Annotated in this window: 18 protein-coding genes; 2 read left to right on the forward strand and 16 right to left on the reverse strand. The window is 44.5% G+C overall.

The features are described 5' to 3' along the window. Positions 1-39: 39 nt before the first annotated feature. Positions 40-1,449, reverse strand: a complete 1,410-nt coding sequence (locus tag ASD40_RS28615) for a PAS domain-containing sensor histidine kinase (protein ID WP_057306538.1) — start codon at positions 1,447-1,449, stop codon at positions 40-42. Positions 1,450-1,549: 100 nt separating this feature from the next. Continuing rightward, positions 1,550-2,107, reverse strand: a complete 558-nt coding sequence (locus tag ASD40_RS28620; RefSeq protein ID WP_057306539.1) for a class I SAM-dependent methyltransferase — start codon at positions 2,105-2,107, stop codon at positions 1,550-1,552. Between the two features lie 270 nt (positions 2,108-2,377). Here ASD40_RS28620 and ASD40_RS28625 point away from each other — a divergent pair, with 270 nt between their 5' ends. Both ASD40_RS28625 and ASD40_RS28630 read left to right on the forward strand, forming a co-directional pair. Next, positions 2,378-3,256, forward strand: a complete 879-nt coding sequence (locus ASD40_RS28625) for a pentapeptide repeat-containing protein (protein ID WP_057306540.1) — start codon at positions 2,378-2,380, stop codon at positions 3,254-3,256. A gap of 263 nt (positions 3,257-3,519) precedes the next feature. Next, a complete protein-coding gene (locus ASD40_RS28630) occupies positions 3,520-3,921 on the forward strand; it encodes an NUDIX hydrolase (protein WP_057306541.1) in 402 nt (133 codons plus the stop codon). A 156-nt stretch (positions 3,922-4,077) separates the two neighbouring features. Here ASD40_RS28630 and ASD40_RS28635 read toward each other — a convergent pair whose 3' ends face one another. The 14 genes from ASD40_RS28635 to ASD40_RS28700 form a co-directional block, all read right to left on the reverse strand. Then, positions 4,078-4,578: a hypothetical protein gene (locus ASD40_RS28635; RefSeq protein WP_057306542.1), complete on the reverse strand. Its 501-nt coding sequence runs from the start codon at positions 4,576-4,578 to the stop codon at positions 4,078-4,080. A 168-nt stretch (positions 4,579-4,746) separates the two neighbouring features. Further along, the gene (locus ASD40_RS28640; protein ID WP_057306543.1) at positions 4,747-7,368 is read right to left on the reverse strand and encodes a discoidin domain-containing protein; all 2,622 of its coding nucleotides are present in this window, start codon (positions 7,366-7,368) and stop codon (positions 4,747-4,749) included. 19 nt (positions 7,369-7,387) lie between these two features. Beyond that, a complete protein-coding gene (locus ASD40_RS28645; protein WP_057306544.1) occupies positions 7,388-8,884 on the reverse strand; it encodes a glycosyl hydrolase in 1,497 nt (498 codons plus the stop codon). Positions 8,885-9,107: 223 nt separating this feature from the next. Then, positions 9,108-10,478, reverse strand: a complete 1,371-nt coding sequence (locus ASD40_RS28650) for a sugar phosphate nucleotidyltransferase (protein WP_057306545.1) — start codon at positions 10,476-10,478, stop codon at positions 9,108-9,110. Positions 10,479-10,510: 32 nt separating this feature from the next. Continuing rightward, positions 10,511-11,842 carry a UDP-glucose dehydrogenase family protein gene (locus ASD40_RS28655; RefSeq protein ID WP_057306546.1) on the reverse strand — a complete coding sequence of 444 codons (1,332 nt, stop codon included), beginning with the start codon at positions 11,840-11,842 and terminating at the stop codon, positions 10,511-10,513. Positions 11,843-11,846: 4 nt separating this feature from the next. Then, the gene (locus ASD40_RS28660) at positions 11,847-12,947 is read right to left on the reverse strand and encodes a glycosyltransferase (RefSeq protein WP_057306547.1); all 1,101 of its coding nucleotides are present in this window, start codon (positions 12,945-12,947) and stop codon (positions 11,847-11,849) included. Positions 12,948-12,976: 29 nt separating this feature from the next. Further along, complete coding sequence (locus tag ASD40_RS28665) at positions 12,977-14,119, reverse strand: glycosyltransferase family 4 protein (RefSeq protein WP_057306548.1); 1,143 nt, start codon at positions 14,117-14,119, stop codon at positions 12,977-12,979. Beyond that, positions 14,088-15,350 (reverse strand): glycosyltransferase family 4 protein, encoded by a 1,263-nt coding sequence (locus tag ASD40_RS28670; protein WP_063870861.1) that lies wholly within the window; start codon positions 15,348-15,350, stop codon positions 14,088-14,090. The genes ASD40_RS28665 and ASD40_RS28670 overlap by 32 nt, the downstream gene beginning before the upstream one ends. Next, positions 15,334-16,170, reverse strand: coding sequence for a glycosyltransferase family 2 protein (locus ASD40_RS28675; RefSeq protein ID WP_057306549.1), 837 nt, complete (start codon positions 16,168-16,170; stop codon positions 15,334-15,336). The genes ASD40_RS28670 and ASD40_RS28675 overlap by 17 nt, the downstream gene beginning before the upstream one ends. 31 nt (positions 16,171-16,201) lie before the next feature. Then, the gene (locus ASD40_RS28680; protein WP_057306550.1) at positions 16,202-17,569 is read right to left on the reverse strand and encodes a lipopolysaccharide biosynthesis protein; all 1,368 of its coding nucleotides are present in this window, start codon (positions 17,567-17,569) and stop codon (positions 16,202-16,204) included. Further along, complete coding sequence (locus ASD40_RS28685) at positions 17,511-19,022, reverse strand: O-antigen ligase family protein (protein WP_235549427.1); 1,512 nt, start codon at positions 19,020-19,022, stop codon at positions 17,511-17,513. The genes ASD40_RS28680 and ASD40_RS28685 overlap by 59 nt, the downstream gene beginning before the upstream one ends. After that, the gene (locus tag ASD40_RS28690; RefSeq protein ID WP_057306551.1) at positions 19,015-19,800 is read right to left on the reverse strand and encodes a WecB/TagA/CpsF family glycosyltransferase; all 786 of its coding nucleotides are present in this window, start codon (positions 19,798-19,800) and stop codon (positions 19,015-19,017) included. Before ASD40_RS28690 ends, ASD40_RS28685 begins: the two co-directional genes overlap by 8 nt. Continuing rightward, positions 19,800-21,137, reverse strand: a complete 1,338-nt coding sequence (locus ASD40_RS28695) for an O-antigen ligase family protein (protein ID WP_057306552.1) — start codon at positions 21,135-21,137, stop codon at positions 19,800-19,802. Before ASD40_RS28695 ends, ASD40_RS28690 begins: the two co-directional genes overlap by 1 nt. Before the next feature lie 8 nt (positions 21,138-21,145). Then, complete coding sequence (locus ASD40_RS28700) at positions 21,146-22,078, reverse strand: glycosyltransferase (RefSeq protein ID WP_235549428.1); 933 nt, start codon at positions 22,076-22,078, stop codon at positions 21,146-21,148. Positions 22,079-22,091 lie beyond the last annotated feature (13 nt).

Genomic DNA, 22,091 nt, shown 5'->3' on the forward strand with positions numbered 1-22,091 from the left:
TCGCAGCTAATGCGGAAGAGTCGGTTTTTAGTTTTAGCACTATTTTCTAATAGGCAATTCAATTTCCACCGTGGTACCCTGATTAATTTTGCTTTGAATTAACAATTTACCTCCATGTCCTTCGATGATCCGTTTGCACACCATAAGCCCTAAACCAGTGCCATTCACTTTGGTCGTATAAAACGGCTCTCCTAACTGGGATAACCTCTCTCCAGAAATGCCTACACCCTGATCTTCGATGCGGATCACCACACCTTGATGAATTGGATTTCGGATAGCGATTTGTATGATTCCCCCATTAGGCATAGACTCGATTGCATTTTTTAAAATATTAATTAACACCTGTTTGATTTGATCTGGGTTACAATAAATGGCTGGTATGTCTGGATCCATGTCGATATGTATTTGAACGTTATAGAGATGAGCGTGAGGCTGCAGAAAACCAACCACACTTTTGACAAGGCCAAGGGATGTACTCTCCATATAACAATTTAGATGTGGTTTAGCTAGCGTCATAAATTCATTGACAACATAGTTGATATGTTCTAATTCTTCCAACATGACATCAACGTAGTCGGCATTTTTAGCCTTTAATAATTTCACAAAACCTTTCAAGGAGGTTAAAGGATTCCGTATATCATGTGCGATCCCAGCTGCCAATTGACCGATGAGCGACAGTTTTTCGGCTCTAATAATGGCTTCTTCAGACTTTTTGCGCTCAGTGAGATCACGTATCACGGTCTGTACGACAGGAAACCCCATATTTTTGTCGACATAAATGGATGAAATTTCAGCATCAAAAATAGTTCCATCTAACTTTTGCAGCTTTATCTCCATAAACTCCGTATAAGAGTCAGACTGCATCACATACTGAAGCCGCTCCAGGATGAAATCCTTATCACTTAAACAGAAAAAATCATATATTCGTTTTCCCTTAAATTCATCTGAAGAAACACCGCCAAACAGTGTACAGCAGGCATCATTCACAAAGTGAATAGTACCATCGTTATGCAGAGCAATGGGTTCTGGATTAAGTTTAATCAACCTTCGAAATTGTTTTTCTCTTTCTAAAAGCTCCTCATTGGCTCTTTTCTTCTCACTAATGTCCCTTTCCACACCAATGAACCCAATAATCACTCCTTCGTTATCTTTCATTGGTGAGACCGTAACATTCGCATAAAAAGTAGAACCATCTTTTCTTAGTTTTAACGCTTCGAAATCCGAACTTTGCTCCCCATCTATTAAAGACTGATATAGCCGAAGCGCATCTTCCTTATATTTATCTGGAGTCATCGGCAATACTTTCCCGATCACTTCATCTCTTGTCCAGCCATGTAATTCTTCAAACTTCTTATTCACCTCTAACACTTTTCCATTAACATCAACGACGACAATTCCGTCTGAGGTTAAATTCATAAAGGAATCGATTAGATGTTCTTTCAATTTCAAGAGTAAACATCCCCTTATCTCAAGCAAGTGATTGTAGCTTATTCGTCTCTAATGGAAAAAAACCTTTATTATAATTGGGATTTTCAAAAAATTATTAATATTATGAATCACTTTTTCTAGCTTCAACGGTTACAAAAATGTCCCCTAAATGTTTCTTTATTTCAATTATTTCTATATCTTCTTGTTTTAGTAGGTGAATTGTATCTCTATTCAAATGGCAACCATCACAAGCTCTCTTCCATATCGGTGATAGGAGATCTTGTAGCTTGCCTATTACGCTATTTTCATGACGAACATGCTCGAATAATAAAATTGTTCCGGTAGGCTTACAAACTCTACTAATTTCTCTAATAGCTTCTACTGGGTTTGGTATTGTACATAAAACTAGTGTCCCAACCACAGTATCAAATGAATGATCTGCAAATGACAATCGCTCAGCATTACCTTCAATTACACGGATAGAAGTTTTAGCTTCGGAAGCTCGCTTATACGAGGTCTTCCTTAGAACTGGATTTGGTTCAATTGCTGTTACAGATACGTCCTTATAGAAGCTGAAATTAATTCCTGTTCCGCATCCGATTTCCAAAGCTTCGCCCTTGGCTTTGCTTATTAACTCGGAGCGAATATCAATAAATCTTTTGGTCTCCAAGGGTTTCATTAATCTATCATAATTATTAACGAACCAATTGCTGCAGATAGATATCTACTCCTTTCTTGTTCGACCCTATATCCTAGGAGGACTCCCCTATCTCCAACTAGCTCCTAAACACAGACAAGGATTGACAGAAAAAATATTCAGTAATACTATAATAGAATTGAAGAAATCACTCATTTTTCATACATAAAAATAACATTCTATAACCAACCCATAGCCTAGGCAATTAACTAGACAAGTATGAGAATATGGTGTAGCGGAAGGAGGCCAACATTGTCTAAGAATCACGAATATGCAGAAACTTTAAACGGCAAGAATCCCCTCAGTCTGCAATCTGACTGTGAGAATTGCTTCGGCTTGTGCTGCGTCGCACTGCCCTACGCAGCATCGTCAGACTTCGCGATCGACAAAGACGCCGGCCAGCCCTGCCCCAACCTGCAATCGGACTTCCGCTGCGGTGTTCACACTAACCTCAGACAGCTGGGCTTTCGAGGCTGTACGGTTTATGACTGCTTCGGCGCAGGGCAAAAGGTTTCCCATGTCACCTTCGGCGGACACGACTGGCGTCAAGTCCCAGGGTCTGCGAAGCAAATGTTCGAGGTGTTCCCGATCATGCGTCAACTCCATGAACTGCTCTGGTATTTGACCGAAGCGCTGACGCTGCAACCTGCCCGTCCTATCCACGGTGAACTCAGCATTGCGCTCGACGAAACAGAACGCCTCACGCACCTTAGTAGCGACTCTCTCATGGAACTGGACGTGGCAGCACATCGAGCCAATGTCAATGTTCTGCTTTTACGGACGAGCGAGCTCGTCCGAGCCGAAGCCCAGCGCAAGCAGAAAAAAACCGCGGGGCGTCAGAAAACCTACGGTCGAGGAGCCGACCTTATCGGGGCCAATCTCAAAGGTGCCGATCTCAGAGGCGCTAATTTGAGAGGGGCCTACCTTATTGCTGCTAACCTCAGAGGTGCCGACCTGAGAGTGGCTGACCTCATCGGGGCCGATTTCCGGGACGCTGATCTTAGCGGCGCCAACCTCACCGATAGTATCTTTCTCACCCAAGCCCAACTCAACGCGGCGAAGGGCGATATTAACACCAAGTTACCACCGTCGCTCACTCGCCCAGCTCACTGGTCTACTTTCAAAGCATAGAGTATTAGATTATGAGGTCAGCCAGTTTTTACTGGTTGACCTTTTTTGATTTAGTCATAAAGTATGGCAATCGATTGCCCATTTCCTTGCCCGTCTTACAGTATGTTCTATTTCGGTATAATCTGCTGAAATTCCTTTTTCAAAACCAATTCCCGCTACTTCAACTATACTCAACAGTCCGCCGCAGCTATCTGATCAATAAGTACACTCTTGCATTCCGTTATGCTATAATTTCAGAAAAATAGGCCAAGGGAGAGAACTGGATGGCTACAATAATTGATAAGATTGCATGGATATACGTTGTTGATGGTCAAATATTAGGCGCTCGTTCCAAAGGAAAAGATACTTATTATTTACCTGGAGGAAAAAGGGAGCCCGATGAAACCGATATCGATACTCTTGTTCGAGAAATAGAAGAGGAATTATCCGTTCGAATACAACCAGAAACCGTCTCGCATTTTGGAACGTTCGAAGCTCAAGCCCATGGTAAATCAGAAGGTACGCAAGTAAAAATGACATGTTATACAGCGGATTTCGAAGGAAATCTGAGTCCGGCTTCTGAGATAGATGAATTGGTCTGGTTAACCTATCATGACCGGGATCGTGTATCTGCTGTTTGCCAAATTATTTTTGATAAATTGAGCGAGTTGAAGATGCTTTCATAATTCATGAAGGAATAACAGGATTCCTCCTCCTATTGGATAAATCAATAAACAATATTGGACACTTGTCCACAAAAAAGTAAGGAGCTGCCCGCGGCAGCTCCTTACTCGTTTATATCGTATTTTAATCAACTAATTTCCCTGATTTGCTTTTTCTCATCAGTGCACAATCTTTTTTAATAGATCTTCTACTTTTGCTTGCATGGATTGTATGGTTGTTTTCCTATATTGAATACCAAGCCGGAGTACCTTCAACTGCTGTCTTCGAGAAAGCTTTCGAAATCGGGGCTCCCTTTTCAGAAAAGTCCGAATGATAGACCAGCTGTTGACTGCAATCCGATCCGATGAGATGTAAGGAACATCATAAGGTAGTTGTCGTTTCCTGAACCGATTAATAAGCGTCCCCACACTAGCAGAAATCTTCCCTTCATCTACAAGACACACAGCAGAACTTTTCTTTGTTTGCTTTTTGAGGAAATCGAAATGATGATGCCCGCCTTGGATGACGTAACCACCTTCTTTTCTGCTTTTACGCACAATCAACAGATGCATTAAATCTTGTGCAACTTTTTTGAATTCCTTATTTCTTAATGAGGTTTTAGCGGCGATACTTTCCGGTTTAATCTTACTTAGAGGTATATATTGCACTGTATATCTCAACTGTACCCCTCCTCGTCACACCGTTGTTTACTGTAATCTATTCTAAGTGTATTCTGTTAGTGCTGCGGTGTGAACTCCCTCTCATAAATGTCGCTAACTTTGCACAAAAAAACAGCTCTCCTTCGGAGTAGCTGCCTTTCTTTCACTTCAATTCGTGATAAGCTTCTGTCAATCCGTTTTGTGACCGTAAATTTGAAGATCATGAATGGACCAATAATTCCCTGCTTTCACTGTCTGGACAATCTTTACGTATCGCGCATTCTGTGGACTGATATTGATTTCTAATACGTTTGTGCCAACACCCGATGCGATTGAAGATCCCCAATTGAAGCCGTCAGAAGATACATATACCTCATACTTCCTTGGATAATCATTCGGCGAGTTCTCACTTCTTAGCACAATCTTATTGATTGTGAATGAGTTCTTCAAATCAATTTGAAAAAATTGCCCGGGTGCTTGAGCTGTCCCTGTATCCCAGCGTGTATAAGGACTGCCATCAATCGCACCTTGTGGTTTGCCGGAACTGCTGGTTACTTCCCATTCTTCCCGCTCTAGCGCAACTTCATCGGCAGCCGTCGCCGTTGCCGCTTGCGAAAACTCCTTTGAACCTGAAACTCTGATCTGATACATGTATTTGTTTCCTACCAACGTATCCGCATCGACAAATTCTGTAGCTGACACTTGTTCAGCAATCACCTCGTAGCTGCCCTCAGCCGTGCCTATTTTTCGCAAAACATCGTAACTGTGTGCTCCTTCAGATTCTCCCCAACTAAGCTCAATCGCATGATTCTCTATAGGCTTTGCCTGAATCCACGCAGGTGCAACCGGTTTTACCCTATCTGTCCGAGTCAGGATATACTGCACAGCTTCACCAGGAAGCAGCGTTTCCTTGAATTCAAGCTCAGGTGCTGCTTGCAATCCTGTCAAATACGTACGAGCGGATTCATAGGTATCACCCGCCCCGAATCTTTCTCCTTCGTACAAAGCAGCTTCGGGCATGGTTACTTTGGCTTGTATCGTTTGCGTACTCGTCCCAAAATTTACGAAGTTAAGCAGAATTTTGTCCGACTTCGCTCCTGATCCTGGCAATGCAGGCAAAGTCGATGTATCCACGCCCCGAAAATAAACAAGCTTATCAGCCAACTCAGACTTGTTCGTTAGTTCGTAAACAAGCGGCTTCCCATGCGTGGCATAGGCTAGATTCAACCTGCGCATAATCCCAACACGTGTATCATTATCCGTTAAGCTCTTATAAATCTTCATTTGCGCTGGGTTTTGATTATTCAAATCATTCCCCGACTCAAACAAGGAATATTGCGGATAAAACGCTGCATGCTGCATAAACATATCAGCATAACCGATATGAGCCCTCATAATGCGATCGAAGACCGCCGAATGGGGCTGCGTAGCACCAAATTCTTTGGGATCCGTATGACTATCCGAAGTTCCATACTCCGTATTCAACATTAGCTTCTTGAGGCCATCCTCTGAACCTTCGAAGGTTTGCAGATTTTCTAGGAAGCTTCCGTCCTTATTATCGGAATACGAATTTCCGTAAGCATGCCCATTCGTTAAATCTGTCAACTCTTCTAGCTCCATTCGCTGCGCCGAATCGTCTTCCCATCCGTCGGGATCTCCACATTTAAACATACCAGTCGGAGTTTGATTTCTACATGTTCTAATGTTGTACTTAGGTGCATATGCCCAGCCGGGAGCCACAGTTTTCACATGTGGAGCAAGCTCAGGAAGATGGGTTTTTAACCACTTCGCAATGGCTAGATTCACCCCTTTGGAGCGATTGAATAAGCCTGGTTCATTATCGATCTCATAGTATTGAAACATGGACCCATACTGCTTCACATAATCCAGTAATTTATTCTCTGCATCTGCTGGCAGTGTGCCATCCTCTTTCAGCTTAATATTCCCTGTATGCAGATGTAGCGCTACCGCCTCGGTGTTGTAATCACGCAGGGTTTCGTAATAAGACTTGATGGACGAACAACCCTGCTTCACATCTGTCGCACAATCTACCCTCATTACATTGCCGCTGTAGGCGATTCCTAACCATTTCAATACATAAGGAAGGTGCCTTACTGCTCCCTGGTCATAGTAGAATGACAGATTGCTTACTTTCGTACCGGATTCCACATATCTCCCATGAATCGGTTCTTCGGCAGGTGAAGACAGCGCGTCTAGTGCGAGGTAATCCCATTTCCACCAGAGAAATTTATTCTCATCTGCCGTACAATACAAACAGCCTACGGCTGACAGCTTCAATTCGTTATTTCCCAGCTGCAGCTGCTCCTTAGGAATATAAAGCTCATATAATTTCTTATATGGGTAGGTGCTTGTTGTCCCCCCGACTCCAGCAATCTGAATGATGCCAGAAAGCATCTTGTTGGAGAAAACCGCCATCTGAGGAATGGCTTTATGAGCATTCAGAATTCGAACACGGAAATGAACACCATATTCGGGTATTTCAGTGAGCGGGAAGTTGATCGAAAAGGTAGGATTCAAGGATTTATTAAGACCTTGAGGCACCGTGTCCCAAGCATCCGTCTGCTTCAAGTCGGGCGTTACGGTATAACTGCTCTGTCCTGCGCTTTCTTTTCCAAATTCCAAATCGGAATCGTCCTGATTGCCCAACATCCATATTTGATTACCAATCTGATTGGAAACTGTCATCACTTTTGTAAAATCTGTTTTTGCCGATGCACCGTAGTTATTCGAAGCCGAGGTCAGGATCAGTAAGATCAACAAGGCAGTTGGTACAATCACATATCTCATCATGGTAGATACCTCTCAACCTTCAAGGAAGTAATAGGGCACTCGCAGGAATAATTTCTTTCACTTGGGACGGACTCGTCCACATGACTTTGGCAACAGCACCATTCATATTATCATAATATTCGACTTTCAAATCAACAGGCACGCCAGCGGTTAGTGCAATGGTTCCGGATCGTTCCACCCAGCTTTGATTAAACCAACTATCAATAACCAACACGCCATTCACCCAAACCCGAATGCCATCGTCACTTAAAGTAGAAATCTTGTAGGTTTCCGTATATTTGGGCTTGAGTTTACCCGTCCATCTTACGGAAAACGTATCTGCTTGCATGGAAGGAAAGGGAGCCGAGGTAGACCAATTGAAATCAATCTTGGCATCTTCCTTCGTTTCCTTCAGCGCGGTCAAATCCTTATTATCGAAATATTCCGCTCGCAACCCATATCTCTCATCCTGTAAGACAGGTTGTAAAACAGGTGCTTTTATAGGCTGGAGAGACTCTCTTGTCAATAATTTGGAATTTGTATAAAAGGTTTCAATTTCTTGAAGGTTATTGTTTTCGGCCAGCATTTTACCCCATGTCATCAGGTAGGCCCATTTGGGCTGCTCATTCAAAATAGTGCCGCTAGGCAGCTCGCCATTTTCCCCGACGGCCACAGGCTTACCATTCGCTAATTCAACAATTTTCGCGTAATAATCCGGATGGTAATCATTGTCATAGATATCAACGGCGAGAACATCCACCTTATTTTCTCCAGGATAAGTGGCTGTATACGAGTCAGAACTTGCATTCGGTGCATTCGGGCTCCAAACCCAAAGCAAATTGTTCAACTTATGCACATTAACGAAGCGGTCGTACATGATATTCCATAATGCAGGGAAGTTACTCTTCTTGCCCCACCAGAACCAATTCCCATTCATTTCATGATACGGCCGCCATAAGACTGGAACACCTGCATCTCTAAGTTTCCCTAAGTACACGGCCGCTTTATCGAGATCTGCAAGCAATTGTGTATACTGGGGAGTACCTGGCGTAACGTACTTATCAAAATCGGCTTGGCTCATTTCCTTCTTTACATTCGACCAGCAGAGGCACGCTCCCGGAATACTTTCGTGAAATGATATCGTTACCAGACCGCCAGCCTGATTCCACGCAATCGCACTATTAACCACCTTTTGTCTTTGATCTGCTAATTGACTTTCGGATTGATCCATAATGGCACCGAATTCATAACCATGAAGACCCGGATATTTACCAGTCCAGCCTTTGACTTGATTCGTCCATTCATCTGGGCTTTCTAGGTAATCATGCTGCCCGCTAATGATGCTTACACCCGAAATGGCATACAATTGCTGCAGTACTGCCTTAGCCTCGACCGTTGCCTGTGAATTGATAGGAACAATTGACGCATTCGTTACGCTTGGGTGAAGCAAAAAATTCGGTGCTAGCAAAGAGAGTAGAAATAATAAAGAAACCACCTTCTTACGCACACCCGCCTTTCCAAAAAATTCGATCATCATCTTTCCTCCAGTATGGTAGATTGACACAATGAACCCTGATTTACGCTCCTTATACGCGTGTTCATTCTGCTTAATCTACCATACAGGGCATATATTAGATTTGTATAAGCATTATATTAATGTTTTGAAAGTTTTTCCAATTTCAGTTATGCTTTCAAACAAGGAATCGCCTTCCATTCGCTTAAAGTCGAATAGAAGGCGGTTCGTTGTTTCAAAACAAATCTTAAATAAATTGGTGAAGGGGGATATCCTTCCATGCCATACATATACGAACTGTGTCTTCTTCAACTAATTCGGATCCGCTTTGTACCTCTATAAATTCAACATCCGTTATAGCTCGAATGCTGTGACGGGTTCCATCTGGAATTCGAACGACATCACCTGGCTTCACTTGATAGAGCTTGTCATTAATGACAATATCCGCAACGCCGCTTACGATCGTCCACACTTCACTGCGTTTATAATGCAGCTGATAGCTTATATTTTTACCTGCATGGACGAGAATCCGTTTGGTAAGCACCTCATTATCTTCTGCATATTTGACGTAGTCAATCACGCGATAACGTCCCCACCTGCGCTCCTCATACATCGGACGATGTTCAATTTTATTCATGACTTCCTTAATGCGAGGACTTTCCGACTTGCTCGTAACAAGAATCCCGTCAGGGCTGACAGCAATCACAGCGTCCTTAATCCCAATCACCGTAACCGGAATGTCTAGCTCATTAATCAAATGGGTATTCTCGGAATCCTCGGTCACGATGCCCGTTCCGATTTGGGATCGACTCATTTCCTCTGTCAGTGTATTCCAAGTGCCAAGGTCTTTCCAATAGCCGTCGTATGGAACGACAACACAGCTAGCTTCCTTCTCTACAACTTCGTAGTCAAAGCTAATTTTCGTTAATCTATGATAGTTTTTAAGCATTTCTTCATACTGAATCGGGATGCCCTTCTCCACCATGACTTCAATGAGATAGCCTAGTCGGAAAGCGAAGACACCGCAGTTCCAAAGCGCCTTCTGTTCAATCAAGGCTGCTGCCTGTTCACGATTCGGCTTTTCAGCAAAATGGTTAACGTGAAGTGCTTCTGACCCTTCTCTGCGTTTGTCAGAGGGAACGATATACCCGTATTTCTCAGACGGAACCGTTGGAACAACGCCCATTAGTGCCAAATTCGCATCCGTTTCGTGCAGAACATACTCTAGTTGCTTGATTTTTTGAAAGAACGCCTCATCGACATACGGATCTACCGGTAACACCGTAATCACTGTGTTCAGGGGTAAACTTTCGACATCATACATATAGGCAGCAGCAAGCGCGATTGCAGGGAAAGTATCTCTTCTCTCAGGCTCAACAATAAGCGGGGCATCGCCACCCAATTGACTTATGATCATTTCGACCTGGGAGCGGTTCGTCGCTAAGTAAGCATCATCACCGAGGCCCGTATTCTGCAGTTGTCTCCATACACGTTGAACCATGGATTCGCTTCTGCCTTCAGCATCTTCAAGTACCCTTAAAAATTGCTTGGATCTGGAATCATTGGACAATGGCCACAGTCGTTTACCAGACCCGCCGGAAAGAAGAACCAATTTCATGAATACCACGCTCCACTCGATTTATTTGTCTATTATCTAGCCAACGCTTTTGGACGGGACGCCCCAATCAAATCTGGTCTTCCTACGGAATAATATTTGAGCCCAGTTCCCTGAACCTGCTCTTTGCTAAACACATTACGACCATCGATAAGAATCGGCTGCTCCATGACGAAAATGAGCTGTGACAACGGGACCGTTTTGAATTCTTCCCAATCCGTAAGTAAACAAATGGCATCTGACCCCGTGGCTGCTTCCAGGGCATTCTCACACCACTGAATCGCCGGATGATCGATACGTTCCCTGAATTTCTCCATCGCAATGGGATCGTACAGCTTCAGCCGAGCTCCCGCACGAAGCAGGGTTTCAACGATTTCGATGGAAGGCGCGTAACGAATGTCATCCGTGTTCGGTTTGAAAGACAATCCCCAGATGCCAACGGATTTGCCGTTAAGCGGACCGAGCGACGCCTCCAGCTTGGAAATCACCTTATAACGCTGCGATTTATTCACCTCGACAACCGACTTTAACAATTGAAACTCATAGTCGACGTTACCAGCAATTTGAATCAACGCGTCTGTATCCTTGGGAAAGCAAGAACCCCCGTATCCGATACCCGCACTCAGGAAGGAAGAGCCAATTCGCTTATCTTGCCCCATTCCTTTAGCAACCTCGGTGACATCAGCGCCAACTTTCTCGCAAATGTTGGATATTTCATTAATAAAGGAGATTTTGGTCGCCAGAAAGGCATTCGAAGCGTATTTGATCATCTCCGCGCTGCGAATACTTGTAACGAAGATTTGATCGGTAAATGCACGGTGCAGCTCCGTGAGAGGTGCGGCTAAGCTTGGATTTTCAATCCCGAGAACAATCCGATCCGGATGAAGGGTATCGTCGATCGCCGAACCTTCCCGCAGAAACTCTGGAATCGATACGACGTCGAATGACTGCATCGTATTCATGGCAATAATCATTTGAATATGCTCGTTCGTACCCACAGGAACGGTGCTTTTCGTTGCAATGATTTTATAGCTATTCATCGCCTTCCCGATTTCCATAGCCGCCTGCTCGATATATGCCAGATTAGCCTCACCATTTGGTAAGGAAGGTGTGCCCACCGCAATGATAATGAGTTCGGATTGGCTGATGGCTTGTGCCAAATCAGAGGTAAAGGCCAACCGACCGGCATTCATATTCTTCTCCATCAGTTGTTCAATACCAGGTTCATAGATCGGAGATATCAGGTTTTGCAGCTTTTCAATTTTCTGTTCATCATAATCCACACAGATTACGTTATTGCCCACTTCAGCGAAGCATACCCCGGAAACTAATCCCACATACCCCGTCCCGATTACTGCAATATCCATACGATTAATGCCCCTCTCTGAATTGTTGGTAGGCCTTACCCATGTAGTCTTTTAGTTTATCCATAAATGTTTTCTCATCAAACTTCTGCGCATGCTGCACGATTTGCCTTACATCCCATGCATGGTTTTCTACTTCCTGAATCGCAAGCAGCAGATCCTCTACCTCTTGCCGTTTGAAGAACACACCATTCACATGAGGCACAATCGTGTCTAATGCACCTCCTGCCTGATAGGCAACAACGGGTCTTCCAGCAGCATTCGCTTCCAACGGTGTAATGCCGAAATCCTCCTCACCAGGAAAGATTAACGCTCGGCACTGCGCCATCATTTGAGTGACCGAACCGTCATCCAGTCTTCCCAGGAAACGGATATTCCCTTTGGCCATTGCCTTAAGCCTCACCATGTCGGGTCCTTCTCCAACGATGTATAAAGGCAATCCATTTCGATTAAATGCTTCAACCGCCAGATCAATTCGCTTATACGAAACAAGTCTCGATACAATCAAATAATAATCATCAATGGAAGATGAGCTATGGAATCGCGATGTATTAATCGGCGGAAAAATAACATCGGAATCGCGTTGGTAATAATTACGAATGCGATTTTTGACCACGGAGGAATTAGCGATAAATTGATTCACGTTGGCCGACGTTTTTTGATCCCATTGCTTAAGCCTATCGATATAAATTTTCAAAAGCCGCTTCATCACACTTGAATTGGATTGCCGCTCCATATACGTGTCATAATCCCAAGCGAATCGCATCGGTGTATGGCAGTAACAGAGGTGAAACGTTTCCTTCGGAACTTGAATACTTTTCATAAAAGCGCTGCTTGAGCTAAGCACGATATCGAATTCTCGGAAATCAAAATCCTTAATCGCAAACGGGTACAGGGGGAGCATTTCTTTAAAATGGCTTTTCCCTCCAGGCATTTTTTGCATCCAGGAGGCCCGAATATCCGCATCTCTTAGCTCATCTAGCAGCCGATTATTGCTAAACATGGTCGTATAGATGGGAGCACTCGGGTACATTTGATGAAAGACCTCAACCACTCTTTCGGCCCCGCCCATTTGAACCAAATAATCATGCGCGATTGCTATTTTCATTTGATCCATCCTTTATTTACTAGCGGTAATTACGAGTTAGCAATTAAACCTGCATAGTAATGAGTGATTTGGGTAACGGTTCGTTCGATGACAAAGTGTTGTTCCACGCGTTTTATGCCATTCTCACTCATTCTGCGCCGCTCCTCTGGATGCTCCAGCAGGTAGCGTATGGAATCGGCAAGCAAAGCGGGGTCACCGGGCGTAATGAGAAGTCCCGTTTCGCCATCAACAACCGTTTCTGTCGGACCGCCTTCATTAGAAGCAATTACGGGTAATCCAGCCGCCATACCTTCTACGATGACCTGACCAAATGGCTCAGGAGTTATGGAAGTATGCACTAGAAGATCCGCTTGCTGCATTAATGTTTGTATATCATCCACATGCCCCAATAAGGTGACATTGTACAGCTTGTTGTCTGCCATTTGCTGAATCAGCTGCTGCTTATATGCGTCTTCCCCGAACAAGGCATCTCCGGCTAACCAGAACTGAACCTGCTGATCGGGTAGAAACGACTTGGCAGCTTCAAGTAAAATATGTTGGCCTTTCCACTCCGCTAGCCTGCCAACTAGCAAAACAACGTAGGGCTTCATCCATTTTTTCTCTACAGCAATCCCTGAATTCTTCGTTTTTGCGAAAGCCGAGTAAACAACTAACGTTTTTTTCGATTTCGGCAAATGCAGAGCATTCAAGGTTGAATTCGAATTCGCTATGACGCCGTTGGGCAGCAAGCGGGACATCCATCGTATCGCCTGAGCGACGATCGGTTTCAAGTAAGGAACTCCGATATGATCCCGAATATGCCAGATGAGAGGAATACCGGCCAATTTAGCAGCTACAGCTCCATAAAAAGCAGATTTCAACGAATTCGTATGTACACAAACGACTTGTTCTGCTTTCAATAATTTGGAGAGCCTCTTCCCATAGGTGAGAAGCTCAAAAGCGGCCGATACAGCTTGCAAATTCACTGCATTCCGGTTGCGATTGCGTACCTTATCACTTAAAGGCAAGACGCGAACGTCGATACCTTTGTCTCTTAAACGATTAACGAGATCACCCTCCTCGGCTACGATGACTAGTGGGTCAACTTCGTTTCCGAGATGGGTAATAATGTTATAAAGTGCGACTTCTCCCCCGCTCCATCTAGCGGTATGATCCAAATAAGCTACCCTCATCCTGTTCACGTCCTCCTTTCTTTCCAGCGGTTACCTGACGATTGCCTCCGTAAGCAATCATATGCTGATCGATTACGCGATTAAATACACTATCTACCTGTTTGGATACACGATCCCAGGTGTAATTCTCCAATACATGGCTTCTGCATTGCTCTGCAGTAGGCCACATTTCACGGTGCCGCAATAGGCGAATTAGACCAGAAGCCATATCGTGGCTGCTTTTTCCTGCAAACAGCATATCTGGCCGGTATTTCTGAAGAATTTCGCGGTTGCCTCCAATCGGTGTCGCCATGACTGGCACCCCGGCGGCCATTGCTTCTACGGTAATTAATCCGAAGCCTTCCAACGCTTGGGACGGTACAACGAACAGATCAGCAGCCTGATAATAGTCAGCAAGCTCATTATCAGGAATATAGCCAAGCATTCGGACGCGGGACTGGAGTCCATATTCAGCAATTCGGCTCTCCAACTCTCCTTGCAGCGGCCCTTTGCCTCCAATGAACAGCACAACATCCGGAATCGTTCTCGCAACCTCTTTCCAACCTTCCAGTAATTGAAGAAGACCCATTCGGTTGACTAATCTTCTTAAGGTCAACACCGCTGTCGTCCCTTCCTCCAGCTGCAATTTCTTTCTTATCGCTGTGCGATCCGCAGCCGGCTTGAACCGGGCAACATCAGCACCGCCTGGTATGATGTGAATCTTTGAAAGCGGGACACCGTACTGGTGATGAAGAATATCACGGAACGTTTCACTTAATACAATGAATGCATCCGCCAGCCGATAAGCCTTCATTTCCCAGCTCTTAGCAATCATGGTTTTGATTCGATGTTTTAATCCCTTGCCTTCGAGCCTGATTTCCTCGCTCCAAGGACCATGAAACGTCATAACGACCGGAATTTTTCGCGCTTTGGCCTCCATGGCAACTCCTATACTATAGGGAGCAAAATGGGAATACACGACATCAATATCCTGCCCATTCATCAGTTCAGCAGCGCGCTTCCGAAAGGCATCTCGTCTTTTACTTAACTTCAAATCAGTGACGGCTACGTTCGTGACACGGAGGTCGTCTTGAACGACCGGCTTGTTCGCGCTGCAAACCAGCGCCTCCAGCTCATGACGGGTAGCTAAGCTTTCGCAAATATGTTTGAAATAAGTGTTTAGTCCTCCAGGCTGTGCAGATGGCCAACCCATTCCGGTACACAGGATCCGCAAACTATTGCAGTGTAGCATAAGCTTTCCCCTCCTTAATTGGCTCTTCCTGGGAATGTTTCACTCTTTTCCGAGCAAGCCCCAGTTCATACTGTTTCATACACACGAGGAATTCATATATTCCCCAGAACAGGGACACCGCAAGTCCAGGAATCCCTTTTTTATACAAACCATGAACGATATACTTCTGGACAAATCGCAAGGGAGGACGAACGATCATTCGCAGCAGGCTAAATCGTTTCCCCGCAGCAACAGCGCCTTCGGCTTCCAAGTCGGTATACTTATTAAACCGCTGAATGTGATCATGAATGCTGCGGAAACCATAATGCCACAGAACACCTGGCACATACACAATATTCTCACTTGCGACATCCGGCGTTTCATGCACAAGACTTTCCCGGTACTGAATTTCGGTGCGGTTATATAGCCGGACAAGCTTCTCGCCCTTTCCCATCCAACGTCCCAGAAAGTCACCAATACGCAAGACAGCATAAGCTTTGCTCGGATCAGACAAGTTACTTTTCAACTTCTGAATCGAAGCTGCAAGAGGTTCACTAACAACCTCATCGGTATCAATAACGAAAATCCAATCATACGCAGCTTGATCACTGCCATAAATACGCTGCTTTGCATAACCAGGCCAAGCGTTCACATATACCTTGCATCCCAACTGCTCAGATACACGGACTGTTCCGTCTTTACTCCCGCCATCAATGACAACAATTTCGTCTGCAAAAGGCTTGCAGGAGGCAATCGCACCTGCTATTCTCGTTTCATCGTCTTGTGCAATGATGACAACAGAAATCCGATTTTCTCCCACAGCGTCACTATAGTGACTCATTTCGTTCGCCCCTCCCCCAGTTTCAAACAAATTATTTGGCTTTATATGCTGATATTGCTGAAAGTAACCAACGTACATCATCTTTATTAATCAATAATTTAGGAAGTTTCGTCTTCAAGGTGAATTTGACATTAAGTAGAATAAAGACGAATCTCAGTAAACCTGATGATAATATGGCCATTCCCGCACCGAACAATCCGAACTTCGGAATCAGAACCGTTAGTAACGGGATGACGATTAGCAGCCCTATCCCTTGCAGAATCGTAACAATCTTGGGCTTGCCTAAAGCCATGAACGCTTGAGCCAAAACCATGGTTCCACCGGATATGGAAACTTCGAGCAGCAGCATTCGAAAAACACTGATCGCTTCCTTAAAATCAGGGCCATATAGTAGTGGCATTACGAAAGGTGCAACTAGCATAATCATCATGGAACAAAGTAAAGCGACACAAGTGCTGATCCTGTATACACGGAAGGTCATCTCAACGACTTTCTCCTTAGGTAAACCCGATGCTTTCGGGAACAACACCACAATAATGGAAGTGGAGAAAATATTGACTACACGGGAGAGGCTTACTGCCACCGCATATAGTCCAAGCTCCGTTGGATTTAGGAGACCGATAATAACAATTTGATCGATATAATAGGAGACATTGCCCATTAAATCGTTACCGTATGATCCAATACCGTATCGGATTAATGTCTGGAAGGACTGATAAGCATCCTTTATCACGAATTTGTACTGCTTAAGTAAGCGCACTGTCGTCCATATGTAAAAGGGAACCGCCGGAGCGAGATAGGCTACGGCTGACGTGTAAGGATTCATTGTTCTTGTTAGGATGAGCAGCCCTAAACCGATGAGCGTACTAAGCGGAACAAGAAAGCGCAGTCGGTTGAACAGCTTATATTCGCCTCTCACCTGCATCATCGCATTATTAATCTGAGACAATACGATGAGAGGTACGAGCACCATGGACCATTGGGAGAAAAGGACCACGCTGTCTGAATACGTGCGGAGCCAATAGGGTAACACCAGTATCCCCAGGCTCATTGCAAGCATGCCTGCTGTCAAACCCATGAGAACAGCGGTCGAATAAAGCTTGGCGGAATCCTTCATGTTCTTTTTCACGTTGTAAATAATGGCGGAAGGCAAACCGAAAGTAAAACTAAAGGCTAAGAACTGTGACCATAAGACCATAGCCGCTTGCTCTCCTCGGCCGGAGGGTCCTAGAAAACGTGCTGTTAAAATACCTGTAAGCATATTAATCACTAAGATTAGAACACTGAAAAACATCGTTCTAATGGAAGCTGAGATATGACTCTTGCTTGAAAAGAATGCTTTAATGAAGCCGAATAGAGGCTTTATGCGGACTATTTTCAAGTTGACTGGTTGCTGCATCCGGAATTTGCCTCCTTTCTTGAACGATCGTTTGATGCGCCATGATTCCAATTCCTACAACCATCCATAGTAGAAAGCCTTTCAAACCCGTATAACCATTTTCAAACACGAGACAAACGATACTTCCTTGTAAAGCTGAGAGCCCCAGTTTCCCGTAGGCTGTTATTCCGCCTGGTTGTTTTTTTTGGGATAGTAGATATCGGGTGACAAGCCATAGGGCCCATAGAAACAGTAAGCCTCCGAGAATACCAAAGGTAAGGAAAATGGCAACGAATCCATTATCGAAAATGCCATATTCACCAAGTGCTCCTCCGTTACTTAGCTTCGTACCAACACCAATACTGCCAAGACCTAACCCTTGCGGTTTAGCAAACAACATCGGGAAAACGGTATGGAAGAAGTCCAATCTTTCATTGTAGGAATGATCGTCCTGAATGGCTGTCATTGTATCCAATCGGGCGATCAGCCCCTGTGCACCGGGCAGCTTTGGAATAATCAGATACATAGCTGCAATAACCGCTGTTAATTGAGCAATCAATTTCCATTTCTGTCTACCCGCTGATACAGCCGTATAAATGGCGATATCAATGAATAACATTACCCAAGCCGAACGGACTAATGTGATGAGAAGTCCCACCGTTACCAGAATAATACCGATCCAGCCGAGCGGTCCCCGCCACCTTTTTTCCAGAATCATCGGTGCAAGCGCAGTTCCCATATACATCCCTGCCGGTCCTGGGGAATTCAACGTAGAGAATACTCGGATCTCCAAGGGAAGCGGGTGACCAATTGAGGTCATCTCCACGTGGTTCATCCAGAATGCATCCCAGGGAGGTACCATCACATATTGGATAATGCCATAAACAGCAACCAAGATAGCGGTGTTAGAGAATGCGACAACTAAGCGATCCAGCGCTTTATTATCGAAATGAGATAAGGCAGCATAAGGGATTAATAATAATGGAATCACATAGTTAGCCAAGTCATAGAAGGCTCCGCTTCCATTCTTAGCTGCTCCAATCAGACTTCCATACAGCAGCACAATACCTACATAAATGAGCAGTTTGTATATTCGGGATTCCATCTGATGAAACTTGGCAAGGATTGGAATGATAAGAACCGCACTCGTTAATAGTGGCGCAATGCTCAATAAGGAGACAGAATGGTACGTACCTTCCATCCAATCCTGAATTCTCCGGATCTCCGGGCAAATGACCCAAACGAGCAGGATATAAGGTATCAATCGACGCGAATCCAGCAAGGCCATCACAAAAGCAGGAAACAGCAGCATCGAAAGGATCGTGATTTGGATACTAAGTTCAGGACTCAGAGTCGCACTAGAATAACCAATGAGTAAAGAGACGAGCAAAGCCATTCCAACCAACAGGATTGTCATCCGGCTAGCCTGCGTCATGATAAAAGGGGGCTTAATCAATTTGCTTATTTCATCCACTGTTGATTCCCGTCCCCTCCCGTTTCATCTTGAATTGCTTAATAATTTCCCGCCATAGCAGGACCACAAACATTGCATCGTGAACCAAGTAACGCTTCCACAACCTTCTCGGTTCTTGGGCAAGACGCCAAAACCATTCGAATCCTGTTTTCTGCATAATGTTCGGAGCTCTCTTCACCGTGCCCGAAATGAAATCGAACGTTGCGCCAACGCCAATAGAAATCGGGACTTTATATTGAAGGTAGTTCTGGTAAATCCACTTCTCCTGCTTTGGAGCGCCAACGCCGACAAACACAATGTCAGGCTGCGTATCAATTAGCATCTGAACAATTTGTTCATTCTCCTCTTTTTTCTTCTCGAATCCATAGGAGGGGGAATAACAGCCAACGATATTCAGATTTGGAAATATGAGCTTCAGATTCTTTACCGCTTGCTCCGGAATACCGACTGCTGATCCTAAGAAGAAAAGCTTGTATTGCCTGCTTGCGAAAGCTTCTCCTAACTTTGTGAACAAATCAGATCCGGATACTTTCTGCTTAAGCGGTTTACGGAGCATCCGCGATGCCCATATGATCGGCATACCATCCGCAACAATGGCGCCTGCACCTGAATACACCTTCTGAAACTCAGCATCCTTTCTGAGCTTGATTAAATGATCGACATTACAGGTCAAAATGTAAGAATGATTTTTCTGACGTATGACCTCATCCATATAGGCAAGCAAGTCCAGAAAATCATAATTATCAAAATTAACATCGAACATAGTCACTCTACTCATCAGATCACTTCTTCTTTTTTCGAATTTGTCGTTGACAGAATATACAAGCAATTCAAATACCAGCAAAAAGGAATGATGAATTGAACAGTCGATAAGGTGTTATCCGACAAGGAATATAGAAAGAATGCCAGGATGAACGCCACGTAGTAAATCTTAATTCTCTGTGGGATTACTCGATAGATCATTCCAAATAAGACTAGTAAAGATAGAAACAACAGACTGCATCCGATATAACCAGCATCGTAATAAAAGCGGATATACTCGTTATGAGGAACCACAAAACCTTCGTATAAACTTCCGTCATTCGCAACGGTAACCGCACCTAGCCCTCTGCCTGTCAGGGGGGAATCTTTCACCCCTTTCAAGAAATAGCTCCAAGCTTCGGTTCTTCCTGACAAGTCAATACCCGTACCTGTCTGGCGTTCGAACGAACGCTTTGTCATATTGTCCCACTGTACATAGACAGCCCCGCCGATCAAGGCCAAGGAACAAAGCAGCGGGATAATTAAGATCAGCTTCCCTTTGATATACTGCTTAACCATATCGAAGAAATAGTAAGCAGCCATGGCCAGCATGGCGAGGATAGGCCCTCTAGTTCCCGTAGCGATCAGAATCGCAAAGTTAGCAGCCAATGTACAATAGTAAAACTTGGCTTGCAGCGGATTGCGTTTGGTCTCTATTAAGGCAACGGTAATGCCTAGAAAAGCTAGCATCGCCAAGTGGGGTGCGATATTCGCCCCTTGTACCCGAATCGCTCCCGTGAACTCCACATTGAGAAACGAATACAGATGAGCCAATTGAAGCATCACCCCAGTTCCAACACTTACCAATGGCAGCAGACAAATAATCCGGATGTGCCTTTGAGCTGTCCCTTTTTTCCATTTAATCATGAGAAAAAAGAAGGGAAGCGTCAGTCCGATAAATGCTTTCAAGGTGAGTGATAGCGTCAGCCTTGGATGCCAATCTGAGAAGAAGATGGTAAGGAATAACATGCTGGCGATAGCTGCTATGGGATAGATGAACTTCCATCGAAGTCCGTTTTGCAGCATGCTGGGAACTAACAGAATCAAAATCCCAAGTTTATAAAGAGAAATAATCTCTAGCCCAGGCATATTCGCTTCGACAATGTAGTTAATCGATATGGCGGTTGAGAGCAGGACTAGATAACTCATTTTCTTCGGCTGGTAGATGGCATAAACGAATGTGAAAAGCACACCTAGCCCCAAGATACTGAACATAGGCTGATAAGCAGCCGCTACGCCCACCATGACAGCAAGGAGTACGTAGATCGCACCATAATACATTGGCTTTTTATGAATTGGAAGATCCGGCGTCATCAGTATCCTCACCCTATTAAGCGCATTTTTCCACGTCTACTGAGCGTGTCTAGCGTGCCTCTTATGCTTTGCATTCGGCATGTAATCAACAGCTTTCTTCCTTCGGTTCGCGCGAACAAGGCATCTACGGCAATGTAGAGCACCTTGCTGGCAACCTTACCGAGAAGAACAAGCTTGCTGATACGACTCTTATGCATCGAGCCATTCGTAACACCTTGATAATAATAGCGCTGCTTGATCCAATCCTTCGTCAACCGGCTATCCGGGATGAAGTGATCAACCACCATGGAAGGCTGATAAAGAATAGCCTTCCCTTCTTTCTTCATCTGATCAAATATCCAGGATTCCTCTCCAGACAATAGCAGTGTCCCCTTCCTACCTAGGTCGGTTGGGAACAAGTATTTATCATGAAAGGATTTGCGAATCGCCATATTCGCGCCAAATGGATGTCTGTTCATCGGATACTCATCCACAGTTGCACCCATATCTACAATCGTATAGGGCAGTTCTAGCGCCTCGATCAACCATTTCGGCCGTTCACTTTCGAAACGAGGTCGAATCACACCTCCCATTGCATACACATCTTGCCGAGTATCCAAGGTGTCTATGATGGTGCGTATCCATTCCATGCAAGGAACTGCATCATCATCGAGAAAGGCGACAATATCACCCTTAGCTTCTTGAATACCTCTATTTCGCGCAGCCGAAAGCCCTTGGGTTTGTTCAAATAGATAATGAACGTCCGTGATCCCTGCTTGACGCTGAATAAACGAGTGTGAGATCTCACGCGTATGATCTGTGGAATTGTTATCTACGATGAGAATCTCAGCTTTGTCTATAGCTTTTAAAGCAGGTAATGAGTTCAAGGTGATTTGAAGCAAATCCGCACGATTATAGGTACAGATGACAATAGATACCCTTGGTTTTGGCTGAATAAGCACGATGGTGTAACTC

It is taken from the genome of Paenibacillus sp. Root444D2, from assembly GCF_001426375.1.
In the GTDB taxonomy this organism is placed as follows: Bacteria; Bacillota; Bacilli; order Paenibacillales; family NBRC-103111; genus Paenibacillus_E.

Bases quoted from the DNA above. Each gene is read 5' to 3' on its own strand.
- ASD40_RS28655 (WP_057306546.1), bottom strand. From the start codon at position 11,842: ATGGATATTGCAGTAATCGGGACGGGGTATGTGGGATTAGTTTCCGGG.
- ASD40_RS28695 (WP_057306552.1), bottom strand. From the start codon at position 21,137: ATGACGCCGGATCTTCCAATTCATAAAAAGCCAATGTATTATGGTGCG.
- ASD40_RS28650 (WP_057306545.1), bottom strand. From the start codon at position 10,478: ATGAAATTGGTTCTTCTTTCCGGCGGGTCTGGTAAACGACTGTGGCCA.
- ASD40_RS28660 (WP_057306547.1), bottom strand. From the start codon at position 12,947: ATGAAAATAGCAATCGCGCATGATTATTTGGTTCAAATGGGCGGGGCC.
- ASD40_RS28690 (WP_057306551.1), bottom strand. From the start codon at position 19,800: ATGAGTAGAGTGACTATGTTCGATGTTAATTTTGATAATTATGATTTT.
- ASD40_RS28620 (WP_057306539.1), bottom strand. From the start codon at position 2,107: ATGAAACCCTTGGAGACCAAAAGATTTATTGATATTCGCTCCGAGTTA.
- ASD40_RS28645 (WP_057306544.1), bottom strand. From the start codon at position 8,884: ATGATGATCGAATTTTTTGGAAAGGCGGGTGTGCGTAAGAAGGTGGTT.
- ASD40_RS28630 (WP_057306541.1), top strand. From the start codon at position 3,520: ATGGCTACAATAATTGATAAGATTGCATGGATATACGTTGTTGATGGT.
- ASD40_RS28665 (WP_057306548.1), bottom strand. From the start codon at position 14,119: ATGAGGGTAGCTTATTTGGATCATACCGCTAGATGGAGCGGGGGAGAA.
- ASD40_RS28680 (WP_057306550.1), bottom strand. From the start codon at position 17,569: ATGCAGCAACCAGTCAACTTGAAAATAGTCCGCATAAAGCCTCTATTC.
- ASD40_RS28670 (WP_063870861.1), bottom strand. From the start codon at position 15,350: ATGCTACACTGCAATAGTTTGCGGATCCTGTGTACCGGAATGGGTTGG.
- ASD40_RS28640 (WP_057306543.1), bottom strand. From the start codon at position 7,368: ATGATGAGATATGTGATTGTACCAACTGCCTTGTTGATCTTACTGATC.
- ASD40_RS28675 (WP_057306549.1), bottom strand. From the start codon at position 16,170: ATGAGTCACTATAGTGACGCTGTGGGAGAAAATCGGATTTCTGTTGTC.